This window comes from Streptomyces lincolnensis (genome assembly GCF_021173675.1).
GTDB lineage: Bacteria > Actinomycetota > Actinomycetes > Streptomycetales > Streptomycetaceae > Streptomyces > Streptomyces lincolnensis_B.
This window is the reverse complement of sequence record NZ_JAIHON010000001.1, coordinates 205947-230573: the sequence shown is the minus strand read 5'-3', so window position 1 is coordinate 230573 and position 24627 is coordinate 205947. Positions and strand designations below refer to the sequence as shown.

Here is a 24627-nt window from a genome sequence, read left to right as displayed (position 1 = left end):
GCACGCGACCGCGCTCGACCGTGTTCGTGAAGGAGGCTGCTCATGTCCGCGTCCGTTTCCCCAGCGCGTGTCGGTGTCTGGCTGATCGGGGCCCGTGGCTCCGTCGCCACCACGGTCGTCGCGGGCTGCGCCGCCGTCACCGCCGGCCTGCAGCCACCGACCGGCCTGGTCACCGAGACCCCCGCGTTCGCCGACAGCGGCCTGCCCGCCCTGGCCTCACTCGTCTTCGGCGGCCACGACACCGTGGACTGCCCGCTGCCCAAACGCGCCGAGGCACTCGCCGCCGGAGGTGTCCTGCCCGTCGGCCTCCCGTCGGCCGTCGCGGCCGAACTGGCCGCCGCCGACCGCGAGATCAGACCGGGCGGCCCGCTCCCCGGCGACACCCGGGACGAGGAGGAGCTGATCACCGGCTTCGCCGCGGACATGCGCGACTTCGTACGACGGCACGGGCTGGCCCGAGCGGTCGTCGTGAACGTGGCCTCCACCGAGCCCGCGCCGGACGGTGCGGCCCTGCCGCCGAGTTCCCTGTACGCGGCGGCGGCCCTCCGCGCAGGATGCCCGTACGTCAACTTCACCCCCTCCACCGGACTGCACCACCCCGCGCTCGCCGCTCCGGCGGCGGCCTGTGGTCTGCCGTACGCGGGGCGCGACGGCAAGACGGGCCAGACGCTGCTGCGCTCGGTCCTGGGCCCGATGTTCACCCAACGGGCCCTCGCCGTCCGCGCCTGGTCCGGGACAAACCTGCTGGGCGGCGGCGACGGTGCCGCCCTGGCCGACCCGGCCGCCGCGGCCGCCAAGAACGCCGGCAAGGAACGCGTCCTCGCCGACACCCTCGGCACCGTCCCCGAGGGCGAGGTCCACATCGACGACGTCCCCGCCCTCGGCGACTGGAAGACCGCCTGGGACCACATCGCCTTCGACGGCTTCCTCGGCGCCCGCATGATCCTCCAGACGACCTGGCAGGGCTGCGACTCCGCCCTCGCCGCCCCCCTCGTCCTGGACCTCGCCCGCCTGGTCGCGCGCGCTCACGAGAAGGGCCTGTCCGGCCCGCTGTCCGAGCTGGGCTTCTACTTCAAGGACCCGGTGGGGGAGGCGCCCGCGGCACTGGGGGAGCAGTACACGGCCCTGGTGGGGTTCGCGGGGCGGTTGCGGGGTGGGGCGGGCGATCGGCCGGGAGGTGTGGGGGATTCGGCTGTTGAGGACTCGGGTGCGGGAGGTGTGGGGGATTCGGTGGTCGAGGACTCGGGTGCGGGAGGTGTGGGGGGCTCGGTGGTCGAGGACTCGGATGCTGGGGTCGGGGCGGCTTCGGAGCCAGGGGACGGTGGGGGCCCGGGACGTGGGACGGACGTGCTCTCGGAGGAGCGGCGATGAGCCGCCGACGGCCCGCGGGAGAGGGGCGACCGGAGGCGGGTCTCCCCGGCCGTACCGGCAGGGCGCGGGCCTGGGCCGAACTGCTGCGCCTGCCCGCCCTGTTCACCGTCCCCGGCGACGCCCTCGCCGGAGCTGCCGCCACCTCCGGGCGGGCGAACCGCCGCACTCTGCTCGCCATCGGCTCCTCCCTGTGCCTGTACGAGGCCGGAATGGCCCTCAACGACTGGGCCGACCGTGTCGAGGACGCCGTCGAACGCCCGCACCGCCCCCTCCCGTCCGGCCGTGTCCATCCCACCGCGGCCCTCGCGGCGGCCTGCGCCTTCACCGGCGCCGGTCTGTCCCTGGCGGCCTGCGCGGGTCGCCCCGCCCTCACTGTCGCGGTCCCCCTGGCGGCGACCGTCTGGGCGTACGACCTGTCCCTGAAGCACACCGCGGCAGGCCCCGCGGCCATGGCGGCGGCCCGCGGACTCGACCTCCTCCTCGGCGCGGCGGCCACCGCGACCAGCGGTATCCGCCCCGCCCTCCCGTCCGCCGCCGTACTCGGCGCGCACACCTTCGCGGTCACGACCGTCTCCCGCCGGGAAACCCAAGGCGGTTCACCCCTCGCCGCCCTCTCCGCGCTGACCACGACGGCCGCCCTGTCCGGCCTGCTGACCCACCCACCGAGAAGCCAGGGGAGCCAGGAAGGCCAGGGAAGCCAGGGGAGCCTGGGCACTCCGGGCACTCCGGGGACGCCGGGAAGGTCGACGAGCCCGGCTGTCGCCGCCGTCCTCACCGCCGCCTACGCGAGCACCGTCGCCCGCCCCTACTTCCACGCCACCCTCAATCCCTCACCCCCGCTCACCCAACGGGCCGTCGGCGCCGGAATCCGCGCCATGATCCCCCTCCAGTGCGCCCTCTCCGCCCGCTCCGGCGCCCCGGTGGCCGCCCTGCTCACCGCCGCCCTGTCCCCGCTCGCAGCGCGGTTCGCGAAGAAGGTGAGCGTCACATGAGCGACAAGGCCCCAGCCCCCGCTCCCACCCCCCTCCGTTTCGGCTACGGCACCAACGGCCTCGCCGACCTCCGTCTCGACGACGCCCTCGCGCTCCTCGCCGACCTCGGCTACGACGGCGTCGGCCTGACCCTCGACCACATGCACCTCGACCCGCTGGCCCCGGATCTCCCCGCCCGCACCGGCCGCCTCGCGCACCGGCTGAGCGACCTCGGTCTGGAGGTCACCGTGGAGACCGGCGCCCGCTATGTGCTCGACCCGCGCCGCAAACACGGCCCCTCCCTGCTGGACCCCGATCCGGACGACCGCGACCGACGCGTCGACCTGCTCGTCCGTGCCGTGCGGGTCGCCGCCGACCTCGGTGCCCACGCCGTGCACTGCTTCAGCGGGATCACGCCGGCCGGCACGGACGAGGACACCGCGTGGAAGCGACTCGCCGAGGCCCTCACCCCCGTGCTGGAGAGCGCCGCGACCGCCGGCGTCCCGCTGGCCGTCGAACCCGAACCCGGTCATCTCCTCGCCACCCTCGCCGACTTCCACCGCCTGCGCCGCGCCCTCGGAGACCCCGAGCACCTCGGACTGACCCTCGACATCGGCCACTGCCAGTGCCTCGAACCCCTGCCGCCCGCCGACTGCGTACGCGCCGCCGCCCCCTGGCTGCGCCACGTCCAGATCGAGGACATGCGCCGGGGCGTCCACGAACACCTCCCTCTCGGAGACGGGGAGATCGACTTCCCACCCGTCCTCGCGGCCCTGTCCGCCGTCGGCTACCAGGGTCTGACCGTCGTCGAACTGCCCCGCCACTCCCACGCGGGACCCCACTTCGCCGAACTCTCCCTCCCGTTCCTCCACCGGGCGGCGACCACCACCGCGCCCCCGAACCCGCCCCCGCTGCGCGACGCGCCCCCCTCAGGCGAACCCTCCGCCACCCCAGAAGGGAGCACCCCATGACCCACCCCGGCGCCACCCCGGCTCCCCAGGGCACCATCCCCGCCCGCACCCCGCCGGCCGACCTGCACCGCCACCTCCGCTCCCGCCTGGGCGACGGCGCCCGAGCCTGGCTCGACCAGGCCCTCGACGAGGCCGCCGCGAACCCCGGCACGCGCGGCCCGATCGCCGTGTGGGAGCTGCGCCTCGCCGAGGCCGGACGCCGCTGCGGCCCCGAGCACGCCGACGCCGTCCGCGTCCTGATCCTGCACGCGGCCCGTGCCGACACCGACGCCCTGAGCCGCGTCTACGCCCAGGGCACCGCCGCCGAACGCCGTGCCGTCCTGCACGCCCTGCCCCACCTGGTGCCCGGACCGGACGCGCTCCCGCTCGTCGAGGACGCCCTGCGCACCAACGACACCCGGCTCCTGGCCGCCGCCGTCGGCCCGTACACCGCCCGGCACCTGGCCCCCCACCTCTGGCGCCACGCCGTCCTGAAGTGCCTGTTCACCGGCGTGCCCGTGGACGAGGTCAGCGACCTGGACCGCCGCGCCCACGCCGACGAGGAACTCGCCCGCATGCTCGGCGACTACGCCTCCGAACGCACCGCCGCGGGCCGCCCCGTCCCCGACGACCTGCACCGGGTTCTGACCCTGGCCACCACCACGGACCCGGCATCCGCCGGGCACGGCACCCGCTCCTTCGACGGCTCTGACGGTTTCGACGGCAAGGAGTCCTGATGCGCCTCTTCGACCCCCACATCCACATGACGTCGCGCACCACCGACGACTACGAGGCCATGTACGCCGCCGGCGTCCGCGCGGTCGTCGAGCCGTCCTTCTGGCTCGGTCAGCCCCGCACCTCTCCCGCCTCCTTCCTCGACTACTTCGACTCCCTCCTGGGCTGGGAGCCGTTCCGCGCCGCCCAGTACGGCATCGCCCACCACTGCACGCTCGCCCTGAACCCCAAGGAGGCGAACGACCCGCGGTGCCTGCCCGTCCTCGACGAGCTGCCCCGGTATCTCGTCAAGGACCAGGTCGTGGCCGTCGGCGAGATCGGCTACGACTCGATGACCCCCGCCGAGGACACCGCCCTCGCCGCGCAACTCCAGCTCGCCGCCGACCACGAACTGCCCGCTCTGGTGCACACCCCCCACCGCGACAAGCTCGCCGGCCTGCGCCGCACCCTCGACGTCGTGAGGGAGTCCGCACTGCCCGCGGACCGCGTCCTGGTCGACCACCTCAACGAGACCACCGTCAAGGAGGCCAAGGACAGCGGCTGCTGGCTTGGCTTCTCCGTCTATCCGGACACCAAGATGGACGAGGCGCGGATGGTCGCCCTCCTGGAGATCCACGGCCCGGAGAAGGTCCTGGTCAACTCGGCGGCGGACTGGGGCAGAAGCGATCCGCTCAAGACCCGCCGGGTCGCGGACGCCATGCTGGCGGCGGGCTTCGACGAGGACACCGTGGACCTGGTGCTCTGGCGCAACCCGGTCGCCTTCTATTCGCTCAGCGGCCGCCTCGACCTGACCGTCGCCGACACCGCCGGCACCCACGAGGGCAACTCGATCCTGCGTGGGGGCGAGTAGGGCATGCGTTTCCGCCACCCCGACGGCACCACCGTCCACCTCGCCTACTGCACCAACGTCCACCCGGCCGAGACCCTGGACGGCGTCCTCGCCCAACTCCGCGACCACTGCGAGCCCGTCCGCCGCCGTCTCGGCCGCGACCGCCTCGGCATCGGCCTGTGGCTCGCCAAGGACGCCGCGCACGCCCTCGTCACCGATCCGTCCGCGCTGCGCGCCCTGCGCGGCGAACTCGACCGACGCGGCCTGGAGGTCGTCACCCTCAACGGCTTCCCCTATCAGGGCTTCGGTGCCGAGGAGGTCAAGTACCGCGTCTACCGGCCGGACTGGTCCGACCCCGAGCGCCTCGACCACACCACCGCCCTGGCCAGGGTCCTGGCCGGACTCCTCCCCGACGACGTCACCGAGGGCAGCGTCTCCACCCTTCCCCTCGCCTGGCGCACCGACCTGCCGCCGCACCCGAGCCCCACCACCGCGGACCCCACCACCTCCGTCCGCGCGACCACAGATCCGGCGACCCCCGACTCGCCGACCACCACCCCCGGGCCCACAGGACCCCTCCCCGCAGACCGCGTGGACACCGCCCGCAAGGCCCTCCGCACCCTCGCCGAACGCCTCGACGCGCTCGCCGAACTGACCGGCCGCTCCATCCGTGTCGGCCTGGAACCGGAACCCGGCTGTGTCGTCGAAACCACCCGCGACGCCATCGCACCCCTGACCGCGATCGCCCACGACCGGATCGGCATCTGCGTCGACACCTGCCACCTCGCCACCTCCTTCGAAGACCCGCACACCGCCTTGGACGAGCTCACCGGAGCCGGGATTCCCGTCGTCAAGTCCCAGCTCTCGGCCGCCCTGCACGCCGAACACCCCCATCTCCCCGAGGTCCGTGCGGCCCTGGCCGCCTTCGACGAACCCCGCTTCCTGCACCAGACCCGCACGGCCACGGCCGCCGGGCTGCGCGGCACCGACGACCTAGGCGAAGCCCTCCGGGGCGACACGCTCCCCGAAGCGGCCCCCTGGCGCGCGCACTTCCACGTCCCGCTGCACGCGGCCCCCGCCGCGCCCCTCACCTCCACGCTCCCCGTCCTCAAGGCCGCCCTCACCCGGCTCGTAGGCGGCCCGCACCCGCTCACCCGCCATCTGGAGGTCGAGACCTACACCTGGCAGGCCCTCCCGCCCGAGCTGCGGCCCCGTGGCCGGTCCCAGCTCGCCGACGGCATCGCCGCCGAACTGGCCCTGGCCCGCGACCTGTTGACCGATCTCGGCCTGAAGGAGCTGCCATGAGCACCGAACGGACCGCTCCGGAGCCGACACCCCTCCTCGTCCTCGACGTCGTCGGCCTCACCCCCCGTCTCCTGCACCACATGCCCCACCTCAAGTCCCTCGCCCAGTCGGGCTCCCGGGCGCCGCTCGGCACCGTCCTGCCCGCCGTCACCTGCGCCGCCCAGTCCACCTTCCTCACCGGCACCCACCCGTCGGAGCACGGCATCGTCGGCAACGGCTGGTACTTCCGCGAACTCGGCGACGTACTCCTGTGGCGTCAGCACAACGGGCTGGTCGCCGGCGACAAACTCTGGGACGCCGCCCGCCGCGCGCACCCCGGCTACACGGTCGCCAACATCTGCTGGTGGTACGCCATGGGCGCCGACACCGACTTCACCGTCACCCCCCGTCCGGTCTACTACTCCGACGGCCGCAAGGAACCCGACTGCTACACCCGGCCCCCGGCCCTGCACGACGAACTCACCGAGAAGCTCGGCACCTTCCCCCTCTTCCACTTCTGGGGACCCGGCGCCGACCTGGTCTCCAGCCGCTGGATCATCGACGCGACCCGGCACATCATCCGCACCCGCCATCCCGATCTGACGCTCTGTTATCTCCCGCATCTCGACTACGACCTGCAGCGCTTCGGCCCCGACGACCCGCGCTCCCTGAAGGCGGCCGCCGACCTGGACACCGCCCTGGCCCCGCTGCTGGACGACGCGCGCGCCGAGGGCCGTACCGTCGTCGCGCTGTCCGAGTACGGCATCACCCGTGTGGACCGGCCCGTCGACATCAACCGCGCCCTGCGCCGCGCCGGTCTGCTGGAGGTGCACACGCAGGACGGCATGGAGTACCTCGACCCGATGGCCTCGCGCGCCTTCGCCGTCGCCGACCACCAGATCGCCCATGTGTACGTCCGCCGGCCGGAGGACCTGGATGCCACCCGAGCCGCCCTGGACGGACTGCCCGGCATTGAGCAGCTCCTCGACGACGAAGGCAAGAAGGCCCACCACCTGGACCATCCGCGCGCGGGCGAACTCGTCGCCGTCGCGGAACCGGACGCCTGGTTCACGTACTACTACTGGCTCGACGACGACCGCGCGCCCGACTTCGCGCGCCTGGTCGAGATCCACCGCAAACCCGGCTACGACCCGGTCGAACTCTTCATGGACCCCCTTGACCCCTATGTGAAGGTCAAGGCGGCCAAGGCCCTGGCACGCAAGAAACTCGGGATGCGCTACCGCATGGCGGTCGTGCCCCTGGACCCCTCACCTATTCGCGGCAGCCACGGCCGCCTCCCGGCGAGCGACGACGACGGTCCGCTCCTCATCTGCTCCACCCCCCGCGCTGTCGGAGACCGCGTCGCGGCCACCGATGTGAAAGCACTCCTGCTCCAACTGGCCGGTCTCACCTGACCGGTACCACCGGGCCGGTCCTGTCCGACTGGTCCCCAGTGAAGCACTCACCACTGACAACGCCCTCCCACACCGAGGAGTTCCAGCAATGAGCCGCATCTCCCAGCCCGACCCCGAACTCACCCACCGCCTTACCAGACGCGGCATGCTGGGCGTGGCCGCCGGTGCCACCGCCGCCGCCCTGCTCGGCGCGGCGGCCCCCGCGACGGCCGCCACCTCCGGCGCCACCACCGCGACCGCCGCCGGCGGCCGGGGCCGTCCCGTCCTGCCGCCCGGGCGGCTCGGCATCCAGCTCTACAGCCTGCGCGACAAGGTCTCCACCCTCGGCTTCGGCCCCGTCTTCGCCGAGCTGGAGAAGTACGGCTACGACGAGGTCGAGTTCGCCGGATACACCCAGGGCTCGGCCGGCCCGATCACCCTCGCCCAGCTCAAGCGGCTGGCGCGCAACCACGGCCTGAACCCGATCGGCAGCCATGTCGGCTACTACTCCAATGACCCGAACGCCTACACCTTCGCCCAGAACCTCACCAAGGTCCTCGACGACGCCCAGGCCCTCGGCCTCAAGCACATCGGCACCGCGTCCGGCCCGTTCCGCTACGGCTCCACCGTCGACGCGTGGAAGCGGGCGGCCGAGGAGTTCAACACCTACGGTGCGGCGGCCAAGGCGCGCGGCATGAAGTTCTACCAGCACAACCACTCCGAGGAGTTCTCCTTCGCCACCGACAACCCCAAGGTCCGCCTCTACGACGTGCTGCTCAAGGAGACCGACCCCGACCTGGTGTTCCTGGAGATGGACATCTTCTGGGCGTACTCGGGCCAGTTCCGCTTCTCCAAGCGGCCCGACGGCACGCCCGCGCCCTTCGAGCCCCTGGACTACGTCCTCAGGCAGCCGAACCGCTACCCGCTCTTCCACGTCAAGGACGGGGAGAGCGACCCGTCGAACACCTACGGCTACCGCATGACCGATGTCGGCGACGGCGACATCGACTACCAGCGGTTCATCTCCGCCGTGACCCGGCTGCGCGGCCACCGCCTGGCCCACCACTGGCAGGCCGAGCACGACAACCCGACCGAGTCCTTCACCTTCGCCCGCCGCTCCAGCGCCCATCTGCACTCGCTGCGGGAGAAGTGCTGACGGCAAGGCAGGCAGGTAGAAGGCAGGCAGGTTGACAGACAGACGGGAAGGCCCTCCCCGCCTCTGGGGAGGGCCTTCCCACGTACGCGTCCTTCAGCCGGCGGCTTGAGGTTCCGGGGCCGTGGTGACCCCGGCTGTCCGCCCTGGTTGCCGCAGCAGCAGCGCGATCGCCGCCGCCACCATCGACACACCGCCGGCCAGCGCGTACGCGCCGTTGTAGCCCCAGGCCGCGACCACCATGGAGCCCAGACCACCGCCGAACAGACCGCTGATCAGCTTGCCGCTGTACACCAGCCCGTAGTTGGTGGCGTTGTAGTTCTCCCCGAAGTAGTCCGGGGTGAGCGCCGCGAACAGCGGGTAGAACGCGCCCCCGCCGAAGCCGGAGAGGAAGGCGAAGAACAGGAACAGCCACTCGCTCTTGACGTCACCGGCCCAGATCACGCCGAACTGGGCGAGTCCCAGGACGACGATGACGAACACCAGGGTGGACTTGCGGCCCCACTTGTCGGAGAGCCAGCCCACCACGCCACGGCCGATGCCGTTGATCACCGCCATGACGCCCATCGAAGAGGCCGCCACCAGCGGGCCGAAGCCCACCTCCTTGGCGAAGTCGACCTGGAAGGAGATCCCGAAGATGGACACCCCGGCGGTCAGCACGACCGAGATCCACATCAGCGGCAGCATGCCCGTCCTGATGGCCTCCTTGGGCGTGTACTGCCGTACCGCGGGAGGGTTCTTGGCGAGACTCGTGGCGTTCTTGCCGCTGCCGGAGAACGTCGACGGGTCCACGTCGGCGGGCCACCAGTTCTTCGGCGGATCCTTGAAGAAGAACGCGCAGCCGAAGACCACGATCACGATGTAGCAGCCGATGAGATCCAGCACACGGTGGTAGTTCGCGGTGTCGAAGCCGTAGTTGAAGATGAAGATGAACGGCAACGACCCGTACGCGAACCCGCCGTTGACGAAGCCGGTCCTGGCGCCCCGCCGCTCGGGGAACCACTTGCCGACCATGTTGATGCAGGTCGCGTAGACCAGGCCGGCCCCGAGGCCGCCGACCACGCCGAACCCGAGGATGGCGAGCCAGACGTTGCTCATGTGCGACAGGGCGATGAACCCGAGGAAGCACATGACGGAGCCGATGTACATCGCCTTGCGGGCCGTCAGGATGCCCTTCTCCCGCAGCCAGCCCGCCGGGAAGGCGATGCCGGCCTGGAAGAAGACCCACACGCTGAGGATCCAGAAGGTGTTGCTCTGCGTCCAGCCGTGGGCGTGGGACAGGGTGTCCTCCGCCGAGCCGTACGCGTATTCGAAGACGCTGATGGCCATCATGGCGATCCACGGCAGATACACCATGAGCTTGCGGGAGTGACCGAGGATGTCCCGGTCGGTCTCGCCGACACGGTAGACGCGGCCGTGCGCGTCGGTCACTTCACGGTAGGGACGGTTCGCGGCGCCGGGTCGTGCCGGGTCGTTCTGTGCGACGGGGTCAGCCGTCATGTCACGCCATCTCCTCGCCGAGGGGTTGCGGGTTGGGAGCGATGCGCTTTGCCTTGGGGCGGCCCGGGGGGTGCAGGAACGTGGCCATGAAGCCCGCGAAGAGGGAGATCGAGCCCGCCAGGATGAACGCGCCGGCGTAGTCCCAGGCGCCCACCACGACGGCGCCCATACCGGAGCCGAGCAGGCCGGAGACCAGCTTCGACGAGTACACGAGGCCGTAGTTGGAGGCGTTGTTGTTCTCGCCGAAGTAGTCGGCGGTCATCGCGGCGAACATGGGGAAGATGGCGCCGCCGCCGAAGCCGGAGATCGAGGAGAACAGCAGGAACAGCGGCAGGTTGCCGATGTTGCCGGCGAACAGGATGCCGTACTGCGACAGTCCGAGGACGATGCAGACGAAGATCAGGCACTGCTTGCGGCCGTAACGGTCGGAGAGCCAGCCGATGACCCCTCGGCCCGTGCCGTTCACGATCGCCTTCAGGGACATGGCCGTCGCCACGATGCCGCCCGCGAAGCCGGCCTCGTCACCGAAGGGCACCTGGAAGGCGATACCGAAGATGTTCACGCCCGAGGTGCACAGCAGACAGAACCACATGAGCGCCACACGACCGGTCTGCCACGCCTCCTTGGGGGTGTACTGGTGCACGGCCGGAGGGTTCTTCTCCAGCGCGCGCCGGGCACGTGCGTCGTCGGGCTTCTTCAGCGGGTCGACGTCGGCGGGCCACCAGTTCTTCGGCGGGTCCTTGAAGAAGTAGCCCGACACGGCCACCACCGCGGCCAGGAACAGACCGACGGAGACCAGCACCCAGCGGAAGTTGGTGAGGTCCATGTAGCCGGTGAAGATGAAGACGAACGGCACGGAGCCGTAGGCGAAGCCGCCGTTCACGAAGCCCGTCTTGCCGCCCTTGCGCTCCGGATACCACTTGGCGACCATGTTCACGCAGGTCGCGTAGACCATGCCCGCGCCCATACCGCTGAACATGCCGAAGCCTATGTAGGCGACGATCACGTGCGGTGCGAAGGCGAGGGAGAGATATCCCAGAAGTGTGCCGACGGCGCCGCACATCATCGCCCAGCGGGCGGGAAGCCTGCCGCTCTCGCGGAGTTTGCCGGCGGGGAAGGCCACCGCCGCCTGGAAGAAGACCCAGACGCCCAGCATCCAGAAGATGTGCCCGCTGCTCCAGTGGTGCGCCGTGTGCAGAGTGTCCTCGGCGGACGCGAACGCGTACTCCGCCGAGCTGATGCCCATCATGCCGACCCACGGCAGGATGACCATCCACTTGCGTTTGCGGCCCATGATGTCGATGTCGGTCTCACCGAGGCGGTAGACACGTCCGTTGGCGTCCGTGACCTCGCGGTAGGAGACCGAGGTTGGCAGATCGGTCGTTGTCATGTGTGTCGCACCCCTTGCGTCGAAAGTGCTGGCCAGCGCCCCCTGTCCAATGCCTTTCGTGTGCGCACGGGTCCCGGGGCCCGGCCGACGCGCACCGTCGGCCGGACCCTGTCTCCCTCACCTCATGAACCGCCCCCCAACAGCCCCGCCGCCCGCGCCCACCTGTACTTCGCGCCGAGCACGGCCACCGGCTTCTCCGTCGTGTACGGGTACGCCACGACACCGCGCTCGTAGAGGTACTGGCAGGCCTCCTCGACCTCGACGTCACCCGCGAGGGAGGCCACCACCGGCTTCTCGATGCCCCGCTCGCGGAACTCGGCCACCACGCGCGCGGTGAGCTCGGCGAAGACCATGGGGGGAGTGACGATGGTGTGCCAGTAGCCGAGGACGAGCGCGTGGATGCGCGGGTCCTCCAGACCGAGCCGGATCGTCGCCTCGTACGTCGACGGCGGCTCGCCCCCGGTGATGTCCACGGGGTTGCCCGCGGCCCCGAAGGGCGGGATGAACTTCCGGAAGGCCTCGTCGAGATCCGGCGGGATCTCCATGAGGGACAGTCCGTTGTCCGTGACCGCGTCCGAGAGCAGCACACCGCTGCCGCCGGCACCCGTGATGATCACGACGTTGTCGCCCTGGGGGGCGGGAAGCACCGGCAACGCGCGCGCGTACTCCAGCATTTCATTCAGACCGGGCGCCCGGATGACACCGGCCTGCCTCAGGATGTCGTCGTACACGGCGTCGTCGCCCGCCAGCGCGCCGGTGTGCGAGCCGGCGGCCTTCGCACCCGCCGCCGTACGGCCCGCCTTGAGGACGACGACCGGCTTCTTCGGTACGGTCGCCCGCGCGGCCTCGACGAACGCGCGCCCGTCCTTGAGGTCCTCCAGATGCATCGCGATGCACTCGGTGTGCGGGTCCTCGCCGAACCAGGTCAGCAGGTCGTCCTCGTCGAGGTCGGACTTGTTGCCCAGGCCGACGATCGCCGACACGCCCGTCTTCGTGGTCCGCGCGAAGCCGAGGATGGCCATCCCGATGCCACCGGACTGCGAGGTCAGCGCGACGCCGCCCTTGACGTCGTACGGCGTGCAGAACGTGGCGCACAGGTCCTGCCACGTCGAGTAGTAGCCGTAGATGTTCGGCCCGAGGAGCCGGACACCGTGCCGTTCGGCGATGGCGACGATCTCGTCCTGGAGTTCGTGTTCGCCGGTCTCCGCGAAGCCGGAGGGGATCAGCACGGCGTTCGGGATCTTCTTGCGTCCCACCTCCTCCAGGGCCGAGGCCACGAACTTGGCGGGGATCGCGAAGACCGCCACATCCACCTCACCGGGAACGTCGGTGACACTCTTGTACGCCTTGCGGCCCAGAATGTCATCGGCCCTGGGGTTCACCGGATGGATCTCTCCGGCGAAGCCGCCGTCGATGAGGTTGCGCATCACCGAGTTGCCGATCTTGCCCTGCTCGTTGGAGGCGCCGATCACGGCGACCGAACGCGGCTCCATCAGGCGGCGCATGGAGGTGAGGATCTCGTCGCGCGTGTACCGGCGGCGCTCCTTCGCCGGCGCCTCGGAGAGGATCACGCGGATGTCCGCGGCGACCGCGCCCTCCGGAGTGGCGATCACCGGGTTGAGGTCGACCTCCGCGATCTCCGGGAAGTCCGCCACGAGTTGGGACACCCGGCGGATCTGCTCGGCGATCGCCCACCGGTCCACGGCCGGGGCGCCCCGCACCCCGCGCAGGATCTCCGCCGACCGGATCGAGTCCAGCATGGACAGCGCCTCGTCGGCGGTGACGGGCGCGAGCCGGAAGGTGACGTCCTTGAGGACCTCGACCAGCACCCCGCCGAGCCCGAAGGCGACCACCTTGCCGAACGTCGGGTCCGTCACCGCCCCGACGATGACCTCCTGCCCCTTGGGCAGCAGTTCCTGCACCTGGACGCCCGCGATGCGCGCCCGCGCGTTGTAGGCCCGCGCGTTGTCGACGATCTCGTGGAACGCGGCCCGTACGTCGGCGGCGCCCTCGACCCCGACGATCACACCGCCTGCGTCGGTCTTGTGCAGGATGTCGGGCGAGACGATCTTCATCACGACGGGCCCGCCGAAGCGCGCCGCGTACGCGACCGCCTCCTCGACGTCCGTCGCCAGCTCCTCACCCGGTACGGCGATCCCGTACGCGTCGGCGATCACCTTGCCCTCGGGTGCGGTCAGCGCCGCCCGTCCCTCGGCCCGCACGGAGTCGAGAAGCGTGCGCACCCTCAGGTGCCGGTCCTCGGCCATCACGTCAGATCACTCCGTTCGACTTGAGCAGGCGCAGTTCCTCGTCGCCGAGGCCGAGCTCGCCGATGTACACCTCTTCGTTGTGCTCGCCGAGCAGCGGTGAACTGGTCACCTCGACGGGGGAGTCGGAGAGCTTGAGCGGGCTGCCCACGGTGGTGAACTCGCCGCGTTCGGGGTGCGGGACGGTGACGACCATCTCGTTGGCGACCAGGGAGTCGTCCTCGATGATCTCCCGGGTGGACAGGATCGGCCCGCACGGGATGTTGTGGGCGTTGAGCCGCTCCAGCACCTCCCACTTGGGAAGGGTCGAGGACCACTCCTCGATCAGCTGGAACATCTTGTTGAGCTTGGGCAGTCGGGCCTCCGGTGTCGCCCACTCGGGGTCCTCGGCCAGCTCGGGCCGCCCGATCAGCTCGCTCATCGGCTTCCAGCCGACCGGCTGCACGATCACGTACACGTAGTCGTTCGGGCCGCCCGGCGCGCACTTGACCGCCCAGCCCGGCTGCCCGCCGCCGGAGGCGTTCCCGGACCGGGGAACCTCCGTGCCGAAGTCCTCGTTGGGATATTCACGGAGCGGGCCATGGGCCAGACGCTGCTGGTCGCGCAGCTTCACCCGGCAGAGGTTGAGCACAGCGTGCTGCATGGCCACGTTGACCCGCTGACCGCGCCCGGTCTGCTCGCGCTGGTACAGCGCCGCGAGGATGCCGGCCACGGCGTGGACACCCGTGCCCGAGTCCCCGATCTGGGCCCCCGTCGCCAGCGGCGGCCCGTCCTCGAAACCGGTGGTCGACATCGACCCGCCCATGGCCTGCGCGACGACCTCGTACGCCTTGAAGTTGGTGTAGGGGCCGTCGCCGAACCCCTTGATGGAGGCATAGACGATTCGCGGATTGATCTCCTGGATGCGGTCCCAGGTGAAGCCCATGCGGTCGACCGCGCCGGGTCCGAAGTTCTCGACCATGACGTCGGAGCGCCGGATCAGCTCGGTGAGGATCTCCTTGCCGCGCTCGGTCTTGGTGTTGAGGGTGATGCTCCGCTTGTTGCAGTTGAGCATCGTGAAGTAGAGCGAGTCGACGTCCGGGAGATCGCGCAGCTGCTTGCGCGTGATGTCACCGGTCGGCGCCTCCAGCTTGACGACGTCGGCGCCGAGCCAGGCCAGCAGCTGGGTCGCGGAGGGCCCGGACTGCACGTGGGTCATGTCCAGGACGCGGATGCCTTGGAGTGCCTTGGTGGACGAAGCGGTCATCGGGGCACCTCACTTGTACATGGTCTGGTTCATGGTTCCGGGGGCGTAGGCGTCCGGGTCGACCCAGACGTTGATCAGCGACGGCTTGCCGGACTCACGGGCGCGGCGGAGCGCGGGGCCGATGTCGGCGGGGTCGCGCACCTCCTCGCCGTAACCGCCCAGCATCTGGGCGAACTTGTCGTAGTGGACGTCGCCGAGGGTGTTGCCGACGCGCTCGCGCTCCTCGCCGTACTTGGCCTTCTGGCCGTACCGGATCTGGTTCATGGAGGAGTTGTTGCCGACGATGCCGACGAAGGGGAGGTCGTAGCGGACGAGGGTCTCGAAGTCCCAGCCGGTGAGGGAGAAGGCGCCGTCGCCGAAGAGGGCCACCACCTCTTTGTCGGGCCGTGCCTGCTTGGCCGCGAGGACGAAGGGGACGCCGACGCCGAGGGTGCCGAGCGGCCCCGGGTCCATCCAGTGACCGGGCGACTTGGGCTGCACGACCTGACCGGAGAAGGTGACGATGTCGCCGCCGTCGCCGATGTAGATGGAGTCCTCGGTGAGGAAGTCGTTGATCTCGCTGACCAGGCGGTAGGGGTGGATGGGTGAGGCGTCCGACCTCAGGCTCGGCAGCCGCTTCTCGATGGCGGTCTGCTCGGCCGCGCGCAGTTCGTCGAGCCACTCCTTGCGCTTGGACGCCCCGCCGTTGAGGCGCCCGGAGGCCGCCTCGGTCACCGACTTGAGCACCAGGCCGGCGTCGCCGACGATCCCGAGGTCGATGTCGCGGTTCTTGCCGACGGTCCGGTAGTCGAGGTCGATCTGCACGACGGTCGCGTCCGGGGAGAGCCGCTTGCCGTAGCCCATGCGGAAGTCGAAGGGCGTGCCGACGATGACGATGACATCGGCGTTGGAGAAGGCGTACCGGCGCGACAGCTGGAAGTGGTGGGGGTCGCCGGGCGGCAGGGTGCCGCGGCCCGCGCCGTTCATGTAGGCCGGGATGTTGAGGGTCCGTACGAGCTCGATGGCCGACTCGGTGCCGCGGGTCGTCCAGACCTGGCTGCCGAGCAGGATGGCCGGTTTCTCGGCGTGCACCAGCAGGTCGGCGAGCTTCTCGATCGCCTCGGGGTCGCCGGCCGAGCGGGTGGAGGCGCGGTAGGCACCGGGCTCGGGCACGCGCGCCTTGGCCACCGGGACCTTGGCGTCGAGCACGTCACGCGGGATCTCCAGGAAGGAGGGGCCGGGCGCTCCGTGGTAGCACTCGCGGAACGCCATCGACACCATGTCCGCCGCCCGCGCCGTGTCCGGCACGGCCGCCGCGAACTTGGTGATCGGGGTCATCATGTCGACGTGCGGCAGGTCCTGGAGGGAGCCCATCTTGTGCTGGGTGAGGGCGCCCTGGCCGCCGATGAGGAGCATCGGGGACTCCGCGCGGAAGGCGTTGGCGACACCGGTGACGGCGTCGGTCGTACCGGGGCCCGCGGTGACCACCGCGCAGCCCGGCTTGCCGGTGATGCGTGCGTAGCCGTCGGCGGCGTGCGCGGCCACCTGCTCGTGCCGGACGTCGACGACTTCTATGCCCTCGTCGACGCAGCCGTCGTAGATGTCGATGATGTGGCCGCCGCACAGGGTGTAGATGCGATCGACCCCCTCTGCCTTGAGCGCCTTGGCAACGAGATGACCACCGGAAATGACGTCCTGGGTGTCGTCGGGCATGGCGAAGTCCTGTCCCTTCGTAGGGGGTTGGAACGCTCTCGAGGTACATTGCATACAGTCGACGAATACTGTATGAACCTTGTTATCCCGCATCCGGTGGGTGGTGTCCAGGGGGCGTGCGGCACTTTTGAGTCAGGAGCCGGAATGGACCTGTACGAACACCAGGCAAGGGAACTCTTCGAGGAACACGGCATCCCGGTGCCACGGGCCGAGGTCACCGACTCGCCCAAGCGGGCCCGCGAGATCGCCCGCGGGCTGGGCGGCCGTGTCGTGGTGAAAGCCCAGGTGAAGACCGGCGGGCGGGGCAAGGCGGGCGGGGTCAAGCTCGCCGCCGACCCGGCCGCCGCCGAGATCACGGCCCGTCAGATCCTCGGCATGGACATCAAGGGCCACACGGTCGGCAAGGTGATGCTGGCCCAACCGGTGGACATCGAGAGCGAGTTCTACGTCTCCTACGTCCTCGACCGCGCGGCCGGGCGCTTCCTGGCCATCGCCTCGGCGGAGGGCGGCATGGAGATCGAGGAGGTCGCCGCCGCTCGACCGGAAGCCGTCGCCCGCGTCCACATCGACCCGGCCGTGGGCGTCACCTCGGCGAAGGCCGCCGAGATCGCCGCGGCCGCCGGCCTGCCGCCGCAGACCGTCGACGTCCTCGTCCGGCTCTGGGAGGTCCTGGTCCGCGAGGACGCCGTCCTGGTCGAGGTCAACCCGCTCGTCCGCACCGAACAGGGCCGGATCCTGGCCCTCGACGGCAAGGTCACCCTCGACGACAACGCCCGTTTCCGACAGGCCCGCTGGGGGACGGAGGGCGCGGCCCACGACGACCCGCTGGAGGCGGCGGCCGCCGAGAAGGGCCTCAACTACGTCAAGCTCGACGGCGAGGTCGGCATCATCGGCAACGGCGCCGGCCTGGTCATGTCCACCCTGGACGTGGTCGCCGGCTGCGGGGCCCGCCCCGCCAACTTCCTCGACATCGGCGGCGGTGCCTCGGCCCAGATCATGGCCGACGGACTGTCCGTCATCCTCTCCGACCCGGCCGTGAAATCCGTCTTCGTCAACGTCTTCGGCGGGATCACCGCCTGCGACGCGGTCGCCGACGGCATCGTGCGGGCCCTGGACACCGTCCGGTTGACCAAGCCGCTCGTCGTCCGCCTCGACGGCAACAACGCCGCGCGCGGCCGGGCCATCCTCGACGAGCACGCCCACCCGCTGGTCCAGCAGGTCACCACCATGGACGGCGCCGCCCGCCGTGCCGCCCAACTCGCCACCACAGCCTGAGGAGACGGGACATGGCGATCTATCTCACCAAGGAGAGCAAGGTCCTCGTCCAGGGCATGACCGGCGGCGAGGGCATGAAGCACACCCGGCGCATGCTCGCGGCCGGCACGAACGTCGTCGGCGGCGTCAACCCGCGCAAGGCCGGGCAGACGGTCGACTTCGACGACCGGGCCGTCCCCGTCCTCGGATCCGTGGCCGAGGGCATCGAGACGACCGGCGCCGACGTCACCGTCGTCTTCGTGCCGCCCGCCTTCGCCAGGGCCGCCGTCATGGAGGCCGCCGACGCCGGCATCGGCCTCGCCGTCGTCATCACCGAGGGCATCCCCGTCCACGACTCCGTCGCCTTCACCACGTACGCGCAGGCCAAAGGCACCCGCATCGTCGGCCCCAACTGCCCCGGACTGATCACCCCGGGCCAGTCCAACGCGGGCATCATCCCCGCCGACATCACCAAGCCCGGCCGCATCGGGCTGGTGTCCAAGTCGGGCACCCTCACCTACCAGCTCATGTACGAACTCCGGGACATCGGCTTCTCGACCTGCGTCGGGATCGGCGGCGACCCGGTCGTCGGCACCAGCCACATCGACTGCCTGGCCGCCTTCCAGGACGACCCCGACACCGAACTCGTCGTCCTCATCGGGGAGATCGGCGGCGACGCGGAGGAACGCGCGGCCGCCTACATCTCGGAGCACGTCACCAAGCCGGTCGTCGGCTACATCGCGGGCTTCACCGCGCCCGAGGGCAAGACGATGGGCCACGCGGGCGCGATCGTGTCCGGCTCGTCCGGCACCGCGCGGGCGAAGAAGGAGGCGCTGGAAGCGGCCGGAGTGCGCGTGGGAAGCACGCCGACCGAGACGGCGAAACTCGTCCTCGACCGTCTTGAGGAACAGCGGACGGCCACCCCCGGATGACGTGAGCCACGCACCCCGCCCCCGACTGTGCACCGAGAGCGGAGCAACCCGATGGCAACCACCCTCACCCCCGACACCACCACCCTCACCCTCAAACGCGGCACCTCCTGGACCGACGCCTGGCAGCGCTGCCTCGCCGTCGCCCCCGAGGCATTCCGCGACGACCGCGTCCTGAACCTGTGGGGCTCGGCCTGGCGGGCGGACGGCCGGGTCCTGCCCGCCACCAGCCCCGTCGACGGCAGCCCGATCGCGGGCCCGCCGCGCCTGGACGCCGGCACCGCCCACCAGGCGGTACGCGCCTCCCTCGACCAGCACCGCGCCTGGCGGCACGTCCCTCTCGACGAGCGCCGCGCCCGCGTCGCGGCCACCCTCGACGCCCTCACCCAGCACCGCGAACTGCTCGCCCTCCTGCTCGTCTGGGAGATCGGCAAGCCCTGGCGGCTCGCCCAGGCGGACGTCGACCGCGCCATCGACGGAGTGCGCTGGTACGTCGACGGCATCGAACCCATGATCGCGGGCCGCGTCCCGCTCGACGGCCCGGTGTCCAACATCGCGAGTTGGAACTACCCGATGAGTGTGCTCGTTCACGCAGTGTTGGTACAGGCACTGGCAGGCAACGCGGTCATCGCCAAGACCCCGACCGACGGCGGTGTCGCCTGTCTGACCCTGGCCTGCGCACTCGCCGCCCGCGAGGGAATCCCCGTCACCCTCGTCAGCGGCAGCGGCGGCGAGCTGTCCGAGGCGCTGGTGCGGGCGCCGGAGATCGGCTGCGTCTCCTTCGTCGGCGGCCGCGACACCGGCGCCGCGGTGGCCACGGCTGTCGCCGACCTCGGCAAACGACATGTACTGGAACAGGAGGGACTCAACACCTGGGGCATCTGGAACTACACCGACTGGGACGCGCTCACCGCGGTGATCCCCAAGCTCTTCGACTACGGCAAGCAGCGCTGCACTGCGTACCCGCGCTTCGTCGTCCAGCGTCATCTGTTCGACGAGTTCCTGGCGGCCTACCTCCCGGCGGTGCGCACGCTCAGGGTCGGGCACCCGCTCGCCGTGCAGCGGCCCGGCGATCCCTTCCCCGCGCTGGACTTCGGGCCGGTGATCAACGCGGCCAAGGCCAAGGAACTGCGCGACCAGGTCGCCGAGGCCGTCGAGCGCGGCGCCGTCCCGCTGCACCGCGGCGACCCGGCCGACGCGAGGTTCCTGCCCGGCCAGGACACCTCGGCGTACGTCCTCCCGGTCACCCTCCTGGGCCCGCCGCCGTCCTCGCCGCTGCACCACGCGGAACCGTTCGGCCCGGTCGACACCATCGTCCTGGTCGACACGGAGGCGGAGCTGCTGGCCGCGATGAACGCGTCCAACGGCGCGCTGGTCGCCACCCTGTCCACGGACGACCGGGCCACCTTCGACCGGCTGGCCCCGCAGATCCGCGCCTTCAAGGTCGGCCACGGCAAGCCCCGCTCGCGGGGCGACCGCGACGAGTTGTTCGGCGGGTTCGGCGCGTCCTGGCGGGGCGCCTTCGTCGGCGGCGAACTGCTGGTGCGCGCGGCGACCCGCGGCCCGGCGGGGGAGCGGCTGCCCGGGAACTTCCCGGACTACCACCTCATGCCGTGACCCCCGGCCGACCGGCACTCCTTTCCCGGGGTGCCGGTCGGTCCGGACCCGCCCGGACGTAACCGTCCGATCGCTCCGGGTGAAGCACCGACGTCACCCCCACGGCCGGTCCGGGAAGGGGGTCCGCCCGACGGAAACGCAGGTGAAAGGCACTCCGAAAGCTTGGTATTGTTGTCCATGTCGCCGCCGGGAACACTCCTGGCAAGGCGGCAGACACCTGGTCCGGGTGGCGGAATGGCAGACGCGCTAGCTTGAGGTGCTAGTGCCCTTTATGGGGCGTGGGGGTTCAAGTCCCCCCTCGGACACTTACAGCGCACAAGGGTGCCGGCCATTGGTCGGCACCCTTCGTGCTTCACGGCTGGTTGGTCAGATAGCCGCCCATGGACGTGAAGTATTCGGTCGCCGGCATCTCGCGGCCGTCCTCGGTCCGTACCCGGGTGATGGCCAGACCGTGGTTGCGGCCGGTGCGGGCGTCGGCGCCGGCGACGATCACCACGCCGTCGCCCTCTCGGTAGAAGATGCGGCCGGGTGTGCCGCCGTAGCGGCCCTGGGAGACCACCGCTGCCAGCACCTCCAGGCGCCTGCCCTTGTGGAAGGTGAAGGCGCTCGGGTACGGCTCGGACTGGGCGCGGACCAGGCGGTCGAGGTCCTCCGCCGGCCAGGTCCAGTCGATGCGGATGTCCTCCGTGGCGCGCTTGTGGAAGAAGCTCGCCCGGGACCGGTCCTGCTGGGTGAACTCGGTCTGTCCGGAGGCGATGAGGTCGAGCGCGCCGATGGTGACCGGGGCGATGAGGTCGACGGTCTTGTGGAAGAGGTCGGTGGTGGTGTCCCTCGGGCCGACCGGCACCGCCTCCTGTCGCACGATGTCGCCGGCGTCGAGCTCGTCGTTCATCATGTGCGCGGTGACGCCCACTTCCGACTCCCCGTTGATCAGGGCCCAGATCAGCGGGGAGAAGCCGGCGTACTTCGGCAGCAGCGAGTCGTGCACGTTCAGCGTGCCGTGCCGCGGCAGGTCGAAGATGCGCGGGGGGATCCAGGTCCGCCAGTTGTTGGCCACGATGATGTCCGGGTCGGCCTCCTTGAGGCGCGCGAACAGCTCTTCGTCGTCGGGGCGGTTGCGGATCAGTACCGGGACGCCGTGCTCCTCGGCGAGGTCGGCGACGGAGTCGCTCCAGATCTTCTCGTACGCGTGCTCGCTCTTGGGGTGCGTCACCACCAGCACCACTTCGTGCTCGGAGTGCAGAAGGGCTTGGAGGGTGCGGTGCCCCCAGGTCTGATAACCGAACATGGCGACCCGCATCGGGTTCCTCCTCAGGCAGGGGGGCAGACCGAAGAAAGTAAAGCAAGGCTTACCTAAGGGTGCAATGGGCCCTGCTGGGGCGGCTGTTGGCCGGGTGGCGTGGCCGAGGGTGCCCGGTTTGCCCTATCGACACTTTCACAGGTTCAGCTTAGCCTTACCTAAGTTTTGGGCCGCTTCTTCTTCGGCGTGCCCATTTCTCGAGCTTCCCGATGCTTGACAACGGCCGCCTCACATGGCGGTTGCACCTGCACGATGGGAGTCACATGGCACAGGTTCTACCGGGTGGCGCATCACCGGTCCACGACGTCATCGGCATCGGCTTCGGGCCGTCCAACGTGGCCATGGCGATCGCGCTCCGCGAGCACAACGCACGCGTCGGCGGGCAGGAGGCGGTCACCGCTCACTTCTTCGAGCAGCAGCCGCGCTTCGGCTGGCACCGCGGCATGCTCATCGACGACGCCACCATGCAGGTCTCCTTCCTCAAGGACCTGGTCACCCTCCGGGACCCCACCAGCGAGTTCAGCTTCCTGTGCTACCTGAAGAGCAAGGGACGGCTGATCGACTTCCTGAACCACAAGACGCTCTTCCCGCTGCGGGTGGAGTTCCACGACTACTTCGAGTGGGCCGCGGCCCAGGTCGACGACATGGTCTCCTACGGCCACGAGGTCGTCGGGGTCACGCCCGTCGTCCGCGAAGGCATCGTGGAACACCTGGAGTTGACCGTCCGCTCGGGGGAGGGGCTGGTGGTCCACCGGGCCCGCAACCTCGTGATCGGCACGGGGCTGCGCCCCCTCATGCCGGACGGGGTGGAGCGCGGCGAGCGCATCTGGCACAACTCCGAACTGCTCGCGAAGGTCGACGAGTTGGAGGCGGGGTCGGAGGGGAACCCGCCCTCCCGGTTCGTCGTCGTGGGCGCGGGGCAGAGCGCGGCCGAGAACGTCGCCTACCTGCACCGGCGCTTCCCCCGCGCCGAGGTCTGCGCCGTCTTCTCGCGCTACGGCTACAGCCCCGCCGACGACAGCAGCTTCGCCAACCGGATCTTCGACCCCTCGGCGGTCGACGAGTACTTCGCCGCGCCCGACGACGTCAAACGCCGGCTGATGGACTACCACGGCAACACCAACTACTCCGTGGTGGACATCGACCTGATCGACGACCTCTACCGGCAGATGTACCAGGAGAAGGTCCTCGGCACCGAGCGGCTGCGCTTCCTCAACGTGTCCCGGCTCACCGGCGTCGAGGAGCGGCCGGACAAGGTGCGCGCCACCGTGAAGTCCCTGATCACCGGCGAGGAGAGCCCCCTGGACGCCGATGTCGTGGTGTTCGCCACCGGCTACAGCCCCGCCGATCCGCTCGGGCTCCTCGGCGAGGTCGCGGACCGCTGCCGCCGCGACGACGAGGGCCGCGTACGCGTCGAACGCGACTACCGTGTCGCGACGGAGCCCGAACTGCGCTGCGGCATCTACCTCCAGGGCGGCACCGAGCACACCCACGGCATCACCTCGTCCCTGCTGTCCAACACCGCGATCAGGGTCGGTGAGATCCTCGACTCGATCCTCGACCGGGACCGCAAGCCCGCCTCCGACGAGGCACGGCCGGTCCCCGACGAGATCGGCAGCACGGCCCGCTGATCAAAAGGGATAACGTACCTCGCCATGGGCACGACTACACTGCAGCGCCCCGCCCCCGGGGGGACGACAGGGGCCCGCCGGCGGCGGGGTGTGGGTCTGGGCACGCTGGTCGTGATCCTGGTGATCGCGGGGGCGGTGTCCCTGGCCGTCGGCGCGCGCGCGTTGAGTCCCGCCGAGGTGTGGCACGGTCTGTTCGCGGCGCCGGAGGCCGACCGGCGCCTCACCGAGATCAGGCTCATCGTGGAGACCGTACGGGTGCCCAGGACGGTGCTCGCGATCGTGGCGGGCATCGCCCTGGGCGTCGCCGGGGCGCTGATCCAGGGGTACACGCGCAACCCGATCGCGGACACCGGGCTGCTCGGGGTGAACGCCGGCGCCTCGTTCGCCGTGGTGACGGTGATCGCCGTGTTCGGGTTCTCCAACCCGTTCCAGTACGTCTGGTTCGCCTTCCTGGGAGCGGCGGTCTCCGGTGTCGTCGTGTTCGGGCTGGCGAGCATCGGCCGGGGCGCCGGCAACCCCTTGACGCTCGCGCTGGCCGGGCAGGGGATCACGGTGTTCCTCGCGGCGATGACCACCGCGGTCGCGCTGTCGGACCAGGCGTCGCTGAACGCGCTGCGGTTCTGGAACGCCGGCTCCGTGGCCGGGATCGGATTCGACGTCATCTGGCCGGTGACCGCGTTCGTCGCCGTCGGGCTGGTGGCGGCCCTGACCACGCTGCCCACCATCAACCTGCTCAACCTGGGCGATGACGTGGCGCGGGGACTGGGAGTGAACATCGCGCTGAGCCGGACCATCGGCATCGCCGCCATCACCCTGCTCGCGGGCGCGGCGACGGCGGCGTGCGGACCCATCGCGTTCCTCGGGCTCATGGTGGCCCATGTGGCGCGCTATCTGACCGGTCCCGACTACCGCTGGCTGGTGCCGTACGCCGGTCTGCTCGGCGCCATCGTCCTGCTGGTCTGCGACATCGTGGGCCGCCTGGTGGTACGGCCGGGCGAGTTGGACGCGGGTGTCGTCGTCGCTCTGCTCGGGGCCCCGTTCTTCGCGGGTCTGGTGTGGCGCGGAAAGTTCAAGAACGCGTGAACGGGACGGGCGTGGAGCCGAACGGAACGGG

19 protein-coding genes and 1 tRNA gene are annotated in these 24627 nt (G+C 70.6%); 14 read left to right on the top strand and 6 right to left on the bottom strand.

From position 1 onward, the window contains the following. The first annotated feature begins 42 nt into the window (after window positions 1–42). The 8 genes from K4B79_RS00980 (at window position 43) to K4B79_RS00945 (ending at window position 8690) form a co-directional block, all read left to right on the top strand. On the top strand, window positions 43–1371 hold the full coding sequence (locus K4B79_RS00980) for an inositol-3-phosphate synthase (RefSeq protein WP_232024214.1): 1329 nt from the start codon (window positions 43–45) through the stop codon (window positions 1369–1371). Further along, complete coding sequence (locus tag K4B79_RS00975) at window positions 1368–2363, top strand: SCO3242 family prenyltransferase (protein ID WP_232024213.1); 996 nt, start codon at window positions 1368–1370, stop codon at window positions 2361–2363. Before K4B79_RS00980 ends, K4B79_RS00975 begins: the two co-directional genes overlap by 4 nt. Further along, complete coding sequence (locus tag K4B79_RS00970; RefSeq protein WP_232024212.1) at window positions 2360–3313, top strand: sugar phosphate isomerase/epimerase family protein; 954 nt, start codon at window positions 2360–2362, stop codon at window positions 3311–3313. The genes K4B79_RS00975 and K4B79_RS00970 overlap by 4 nt, the downstream gene beginning before the upstream one ends. Beyond that, complete coding sequence (locus K4B79_RS00965) at window positions 3310–4029, top strand: EboA domain-containing protein (protein ID WP_232024211.1); 720 nt, start codon at window positions 3310–3312, stop codon at window positions 4027–4029. Before K4B79_RS00970 ends, K4B79_RS00965 begins: the two co-directional genes overlap by 4 nt. Beyond that, complete coding sequence (locus K4B79_RS00960) at window positions 4029–4877, top strand: TatD family hydrolase (RefSeq protein WP_232024210.1); 849 nt, start codon at window positions 4029–4031, stop codon at window positions 4875–4877. Before K4B79_RS00965 ends, K4B79_RS00960 begins: the two co-directional genes overlap by 1 nt. Window positions 4878–4880: 3 nt before the next feature. Further along, complete coding sequence (eboE, locus tag K4B79_RS00955) at window positions 4881–6161, top strand: metabolite traffic protein EboE (RefSeq protein WP_232024209.1); 1281 nt, start codon at window positions 4881–4883, stop codon at window positions 6159–6161. Next, window positions 6158–7555 carry a nucleotide pyrophosphatase/phosphodiesterase family protein gene (locus tag K4B79_RS00950; RefSeq protein ID WP_232024208.1) on the top strand — a complete coding sequence of 466 codons (1398 nt, stop codon included), beginning with the start codon at window positions 6158–6160 and terminating at the stop codon, window positions 7553–7555. Before eboE ends, K4B79_RS00950 begins: the two co-directional genes overlap by 4 nt. An 88-nt stretch (window positions 7556–7643) precedes the next feature. Then, window positions 7644–8690: a sugar phosphate isomerase/epimerase family protein gene (locus K4B79_RS00945; protein WP_232024207.1), complete on the top strand. Its 1047-nt coding sequence runs from the start codon at window positions 7644–7646 to the stop codon at window positions 8688–8690. Window positions 8691–8783: 93 nt separating this feature from the next. On the opposite strand, the gene K4B79_RS00940 is transcribed toward K4B79_RS00945, so the two are convergent. The 5 genes from K4B79_RS00940 to K4B79_RS00920 all read right to left on the bottom strand — a co-directional run bounded on the left by K4B79_RS00940 (window position 8784) and on the right by K4B79_RS00920 (window position 16782). Beyond that, window positions 8784–10187, bottom strand: a complete 1404-nt coding sequence (locus tag K4B79_RS00940; RefSeq protein WP_232024206.1) for an OFA family MFS transporter — start codon at window positions 10185–10187, stop codon at window positions 8784–8786. Between the two features lies 1 nt (window position 10188). Next, complete coding sequence (locus K4B79_RS00935; RefSeq protein WP_232024205.1) at window positions 10189–11577, bottom strand: OFA family MFS transporter; 1389 nt, start codon at window positions 11575–11577, stop codon at window positions 10189–10191. 122 nt (window positions 11578–11699) lie between these two features. Continuing rightward, a complete protein-coding gene (locus tag K4B79_RS00930; RefSeq protein ID WP_232024204.1) occupies window positions 11700–13844 on the bottom strand; it encodes an acetate--CoA ligase family protein in 2145 nt (714 codons plus the stop codon). Between the two features lie 4 nt (window positions 13845–13848). Next, a complete protein-coding gene (frc, locus tag K4B79_RS00925; protein ID WP_232024203.1) occupies window positions 13849–15090 on the bottom strand; it encodes a formyl-CoA transferase in 1242 nt (413 codons plus the stop codon). Between the two features lie 9 nt (window positions 15091–15099). Next, a complete protein-coding gene (locus K4B79_RS00920) occupies window positions 15100–16782 on the bottom strand; it encodes a thiamine pyrophosphate-binding protein (RefSeq protein WP_232024202.1) in 1683 nt (560 codons plus the stop codon). A 144-nt stretch (window positions 16783–16926) separates the two neighbouring features. Here K4B79_RS00920 and sucC point away from each other — a divergent pair, with 144 nt between their 5' ends. The 4 genes from sucC (at window position 16927) to K4B79_RS00900 (ending at window position 20887) form a co-directional block, all read left to right on the top strand. Then, window positions 16927–18057, top strand: coding sequence for an ADP-forming succinate--CoA ligase subunit beta (gene sucC, locus K4B79_RS00915; RefSeq protein ID WP_232024201.1), 1131 nt, complete (start codon window positions 16927–16929; stop codon window positions 18055–18057). Window positions 18058–18068: 11 nt separating this feature from the next. Then, complete coding sequence (gene sucD / locus K4B79_RS00910) at window positions 18069–18968, top strand: succinate--CoA ligase subunit alpha (RefSeq protein WP_232024200.1); 900 nt, start codon at window positions 18069–18071, stop codon at window positions 18966–18968. Between the two features lie 51 nt (window positions 18969–19019). Further along, window positions 19020–20582: an aldehyde dehydrogenase family protein gene (locus tag K4B79_RS00905; RefSeq protein ID WP_232024199.1), complete on the top strand. Its 1563-nt coding sequence runs from the start codon at window positions 19020–19022 to the stop codon at window positions 20580–20582. Window positions 20583–20802: 220 nt separating this feature from the next. Then, window positions 20803–20887: transfer RNA gene (locus K4B79_RS00900), tRNA-Leu, on the top strand. Between the two features lie 47 nt (window positions 20888–20934). Here K4B79_RS00900 and K4B79_RS00895 read toward each other — a convergent pair. Further along, window positions 20935–21882 carry a methionyl-tRNA formyltransferase gene (locus K4B79_RS00895; RefSeq protein WP_232024198.1) on the bottom strand — a complete coding sequence of 316 codons (948 nt, stop codon included), beginning with the start codon at window positions 21880–21882 and terminating at the stop codon, window positions 20935–20937. Between the two features lie 263 nt (window positions 21883–22145). On the opposite strand from K4B79_RS00895, the gene K4B79_RS00890 reads away from it, so the two are divergent. Together K4B79_RS00890 and K4B79_RS00885 are read left to right on the top strand one after the other, a co-directional pair. Then, window positions 22146–23513 carry a lysine N(6)-hydroxylase/L-ornithine N(5)-oxygenase family protein gene (locus tag K4B79_RS00890; RefSeq protein ID WP_232024197.1) on the top strand — a complete coding sequence of 456 codons (1368 nt, stop codon included), beginning with the start codon at window positions 22146–22148 and terminating at the stop codon, window positions 23511–23513. Window positions 23514–23537: 24 nt separating this feature from the next. Continuing rightward, window positions 23538–24596 carry a FecCD family ABC transporter permease gene (locus tag K4B79_RS00885; protein ID WP_232024196.1) on the top strand — a complete coding sequence of 353 codons (1059 nt, stop codon included), beginning with the start codon at window positions 23538–23540 and terminating at the stop codon, window positions 24594–24596. Window positions 24597–24627: the final 31 nt, after the last annotated feature.

What these genes read in the sequence shown, in the direction of transcription:
- K4B79_RS00945 (WP_232024207.1), top strand. Translation starts at nt 7,644, where the DNA reads ATGAGCCGCATCTCCCAGCCCGACCCCGAACTCACCCACCGCCTTACC.
- K4B79_RS00920 (WP_232024202.1), bottom strand. Translation starts at nt 16,782, where the DNA reads ATGCCCGACGACACCCAGGACGTCATTTCCGGTGGTCATCTCGTTGCC.
- K4B79_RS00930 (WP_232024204.1), bottom strand. Translation starts at nt 13,844, where the DNA reads ATGGCCGAGGACCGGCACCTGAGGGTGCGCACGCTTCTCGACTCCGTG.
- K4B79_RS00965 (WP_232024211.1), top strand. Translation starts at nt 3,310, where the DNA reads ATGACCCACCCCGGCGCCACCCCGGCTCCCCAGGGCACCATCCCCGCC.
- K4B79_RS00980 (WP_232024214.1), top strand. Translation starts at nt 43, where the DNA reads ATGTCCGCGTCCGTTTCCCCAGCGCGTGTCGGTGTCTGGCTGATCGGG.
- K4B79_RS00950 (WP_232024208.1), top strand. Translation starts at nt 6,158, where the DNA reads ATGAGCACCGAACGGACCGCTCCGGAGCCGACACCCCTCCTCGTCCTC.
- K4B79_RS00895 (WP_232024198.1), bottom strand. Translation starts at nt 21,882, where the DNA reads ATGCGGGTCGCCATGTTCGGTTATCAGACCTGGGGGCACCGCACCCTC.
- K4B79_RS00905 (WP_232024199.1), top strand. Translation starts at nt 19,020, where the DNA reads ATGGCAACCACCCTCACCCCCGACACCACCACCCTCACCCTCAAACGC.
- sucC (WP_232024201.1), top strand. Translation starts at nt 16,927, where the DNA reads ATGGACCTGTACGAACACCAGGCAAGGGAACTCTTCGAGGAACACGGC.
- K4B79_RS00975 (WP_232024213.1), top strand. Translation starts at nt 1,368, where the DNA reads ATGAGCCGCCGACGGCCCGCGGGAGAGGGGCGACCGGAGGCGGGTCTC.
- eboE (WP_232024209.1), top strand. Translation starts at nt 4,881, where the DNA reads ATGCGTTTCCGCCACCCCGACGGCACCACCGTCCACCTCGCCTACTGC.
- K4B79_RS00890 (WP_232024197.1), top strand. Translation starts at nt 22,146, where the DNA reads ATGGCACAGGTTCTACCGGGTGGCGCATCACCGGTCCACGACGTCATC.
- sucD (WP_232024200.1), top strand. Translation starts at nt 18,069, where the DNA reads ATGGCGATCTATCTCACCAAGGAGAGCAAGGTCCTCGTCCAGGGCATG.
- K4B79_RS00960 (WP_232024210.1), top strand. Translation starts at nt 4,029, where the DNA reads ATGCGCCTCTTCGACCCCCACATCCACATGACGTCGCGCACCACCGAC.
- K4B79_RS00940 (WP_232024206.1), bottom strand. Translation starts at nt 10,187, where the DNA reads ATGACGGCTGACCCCGTCGCACAGAACGACCCGGCACGACCCGGCGCC.
- frc (WP_232024203.1), bottom strand. Translation starts at nt 15,090, where the DNA reads ATGACCGCTTCGTCCACCAAGGCACTCCAAGGCATCCGCGTCCTGGAC.
- K4B79_RS00970 (WP_232024212.1), top strand. Translation starts at nt 2,360, where the DNA reads ATGAGCGACAAGGCCCCAGCCCCCGCTCCCACCCCCCTCCGTTTCGGC.
- K4B79_RS00935 (WP_232024205.1), bottom strand. Translation starts at nt 11,577, where the DNA reads ATGACAACGACCGATCTGCCAACCTCGGTCTCCTACCGCGAGGTCACG.
- K4B79_RS00885 (WP_232024196.1), top strand. Translation starts at nt 23,538, where the DNA reads ATGGGCACGACTACACTGCAGCGCCCCGCCCCCGGGGGGACGACAGGG.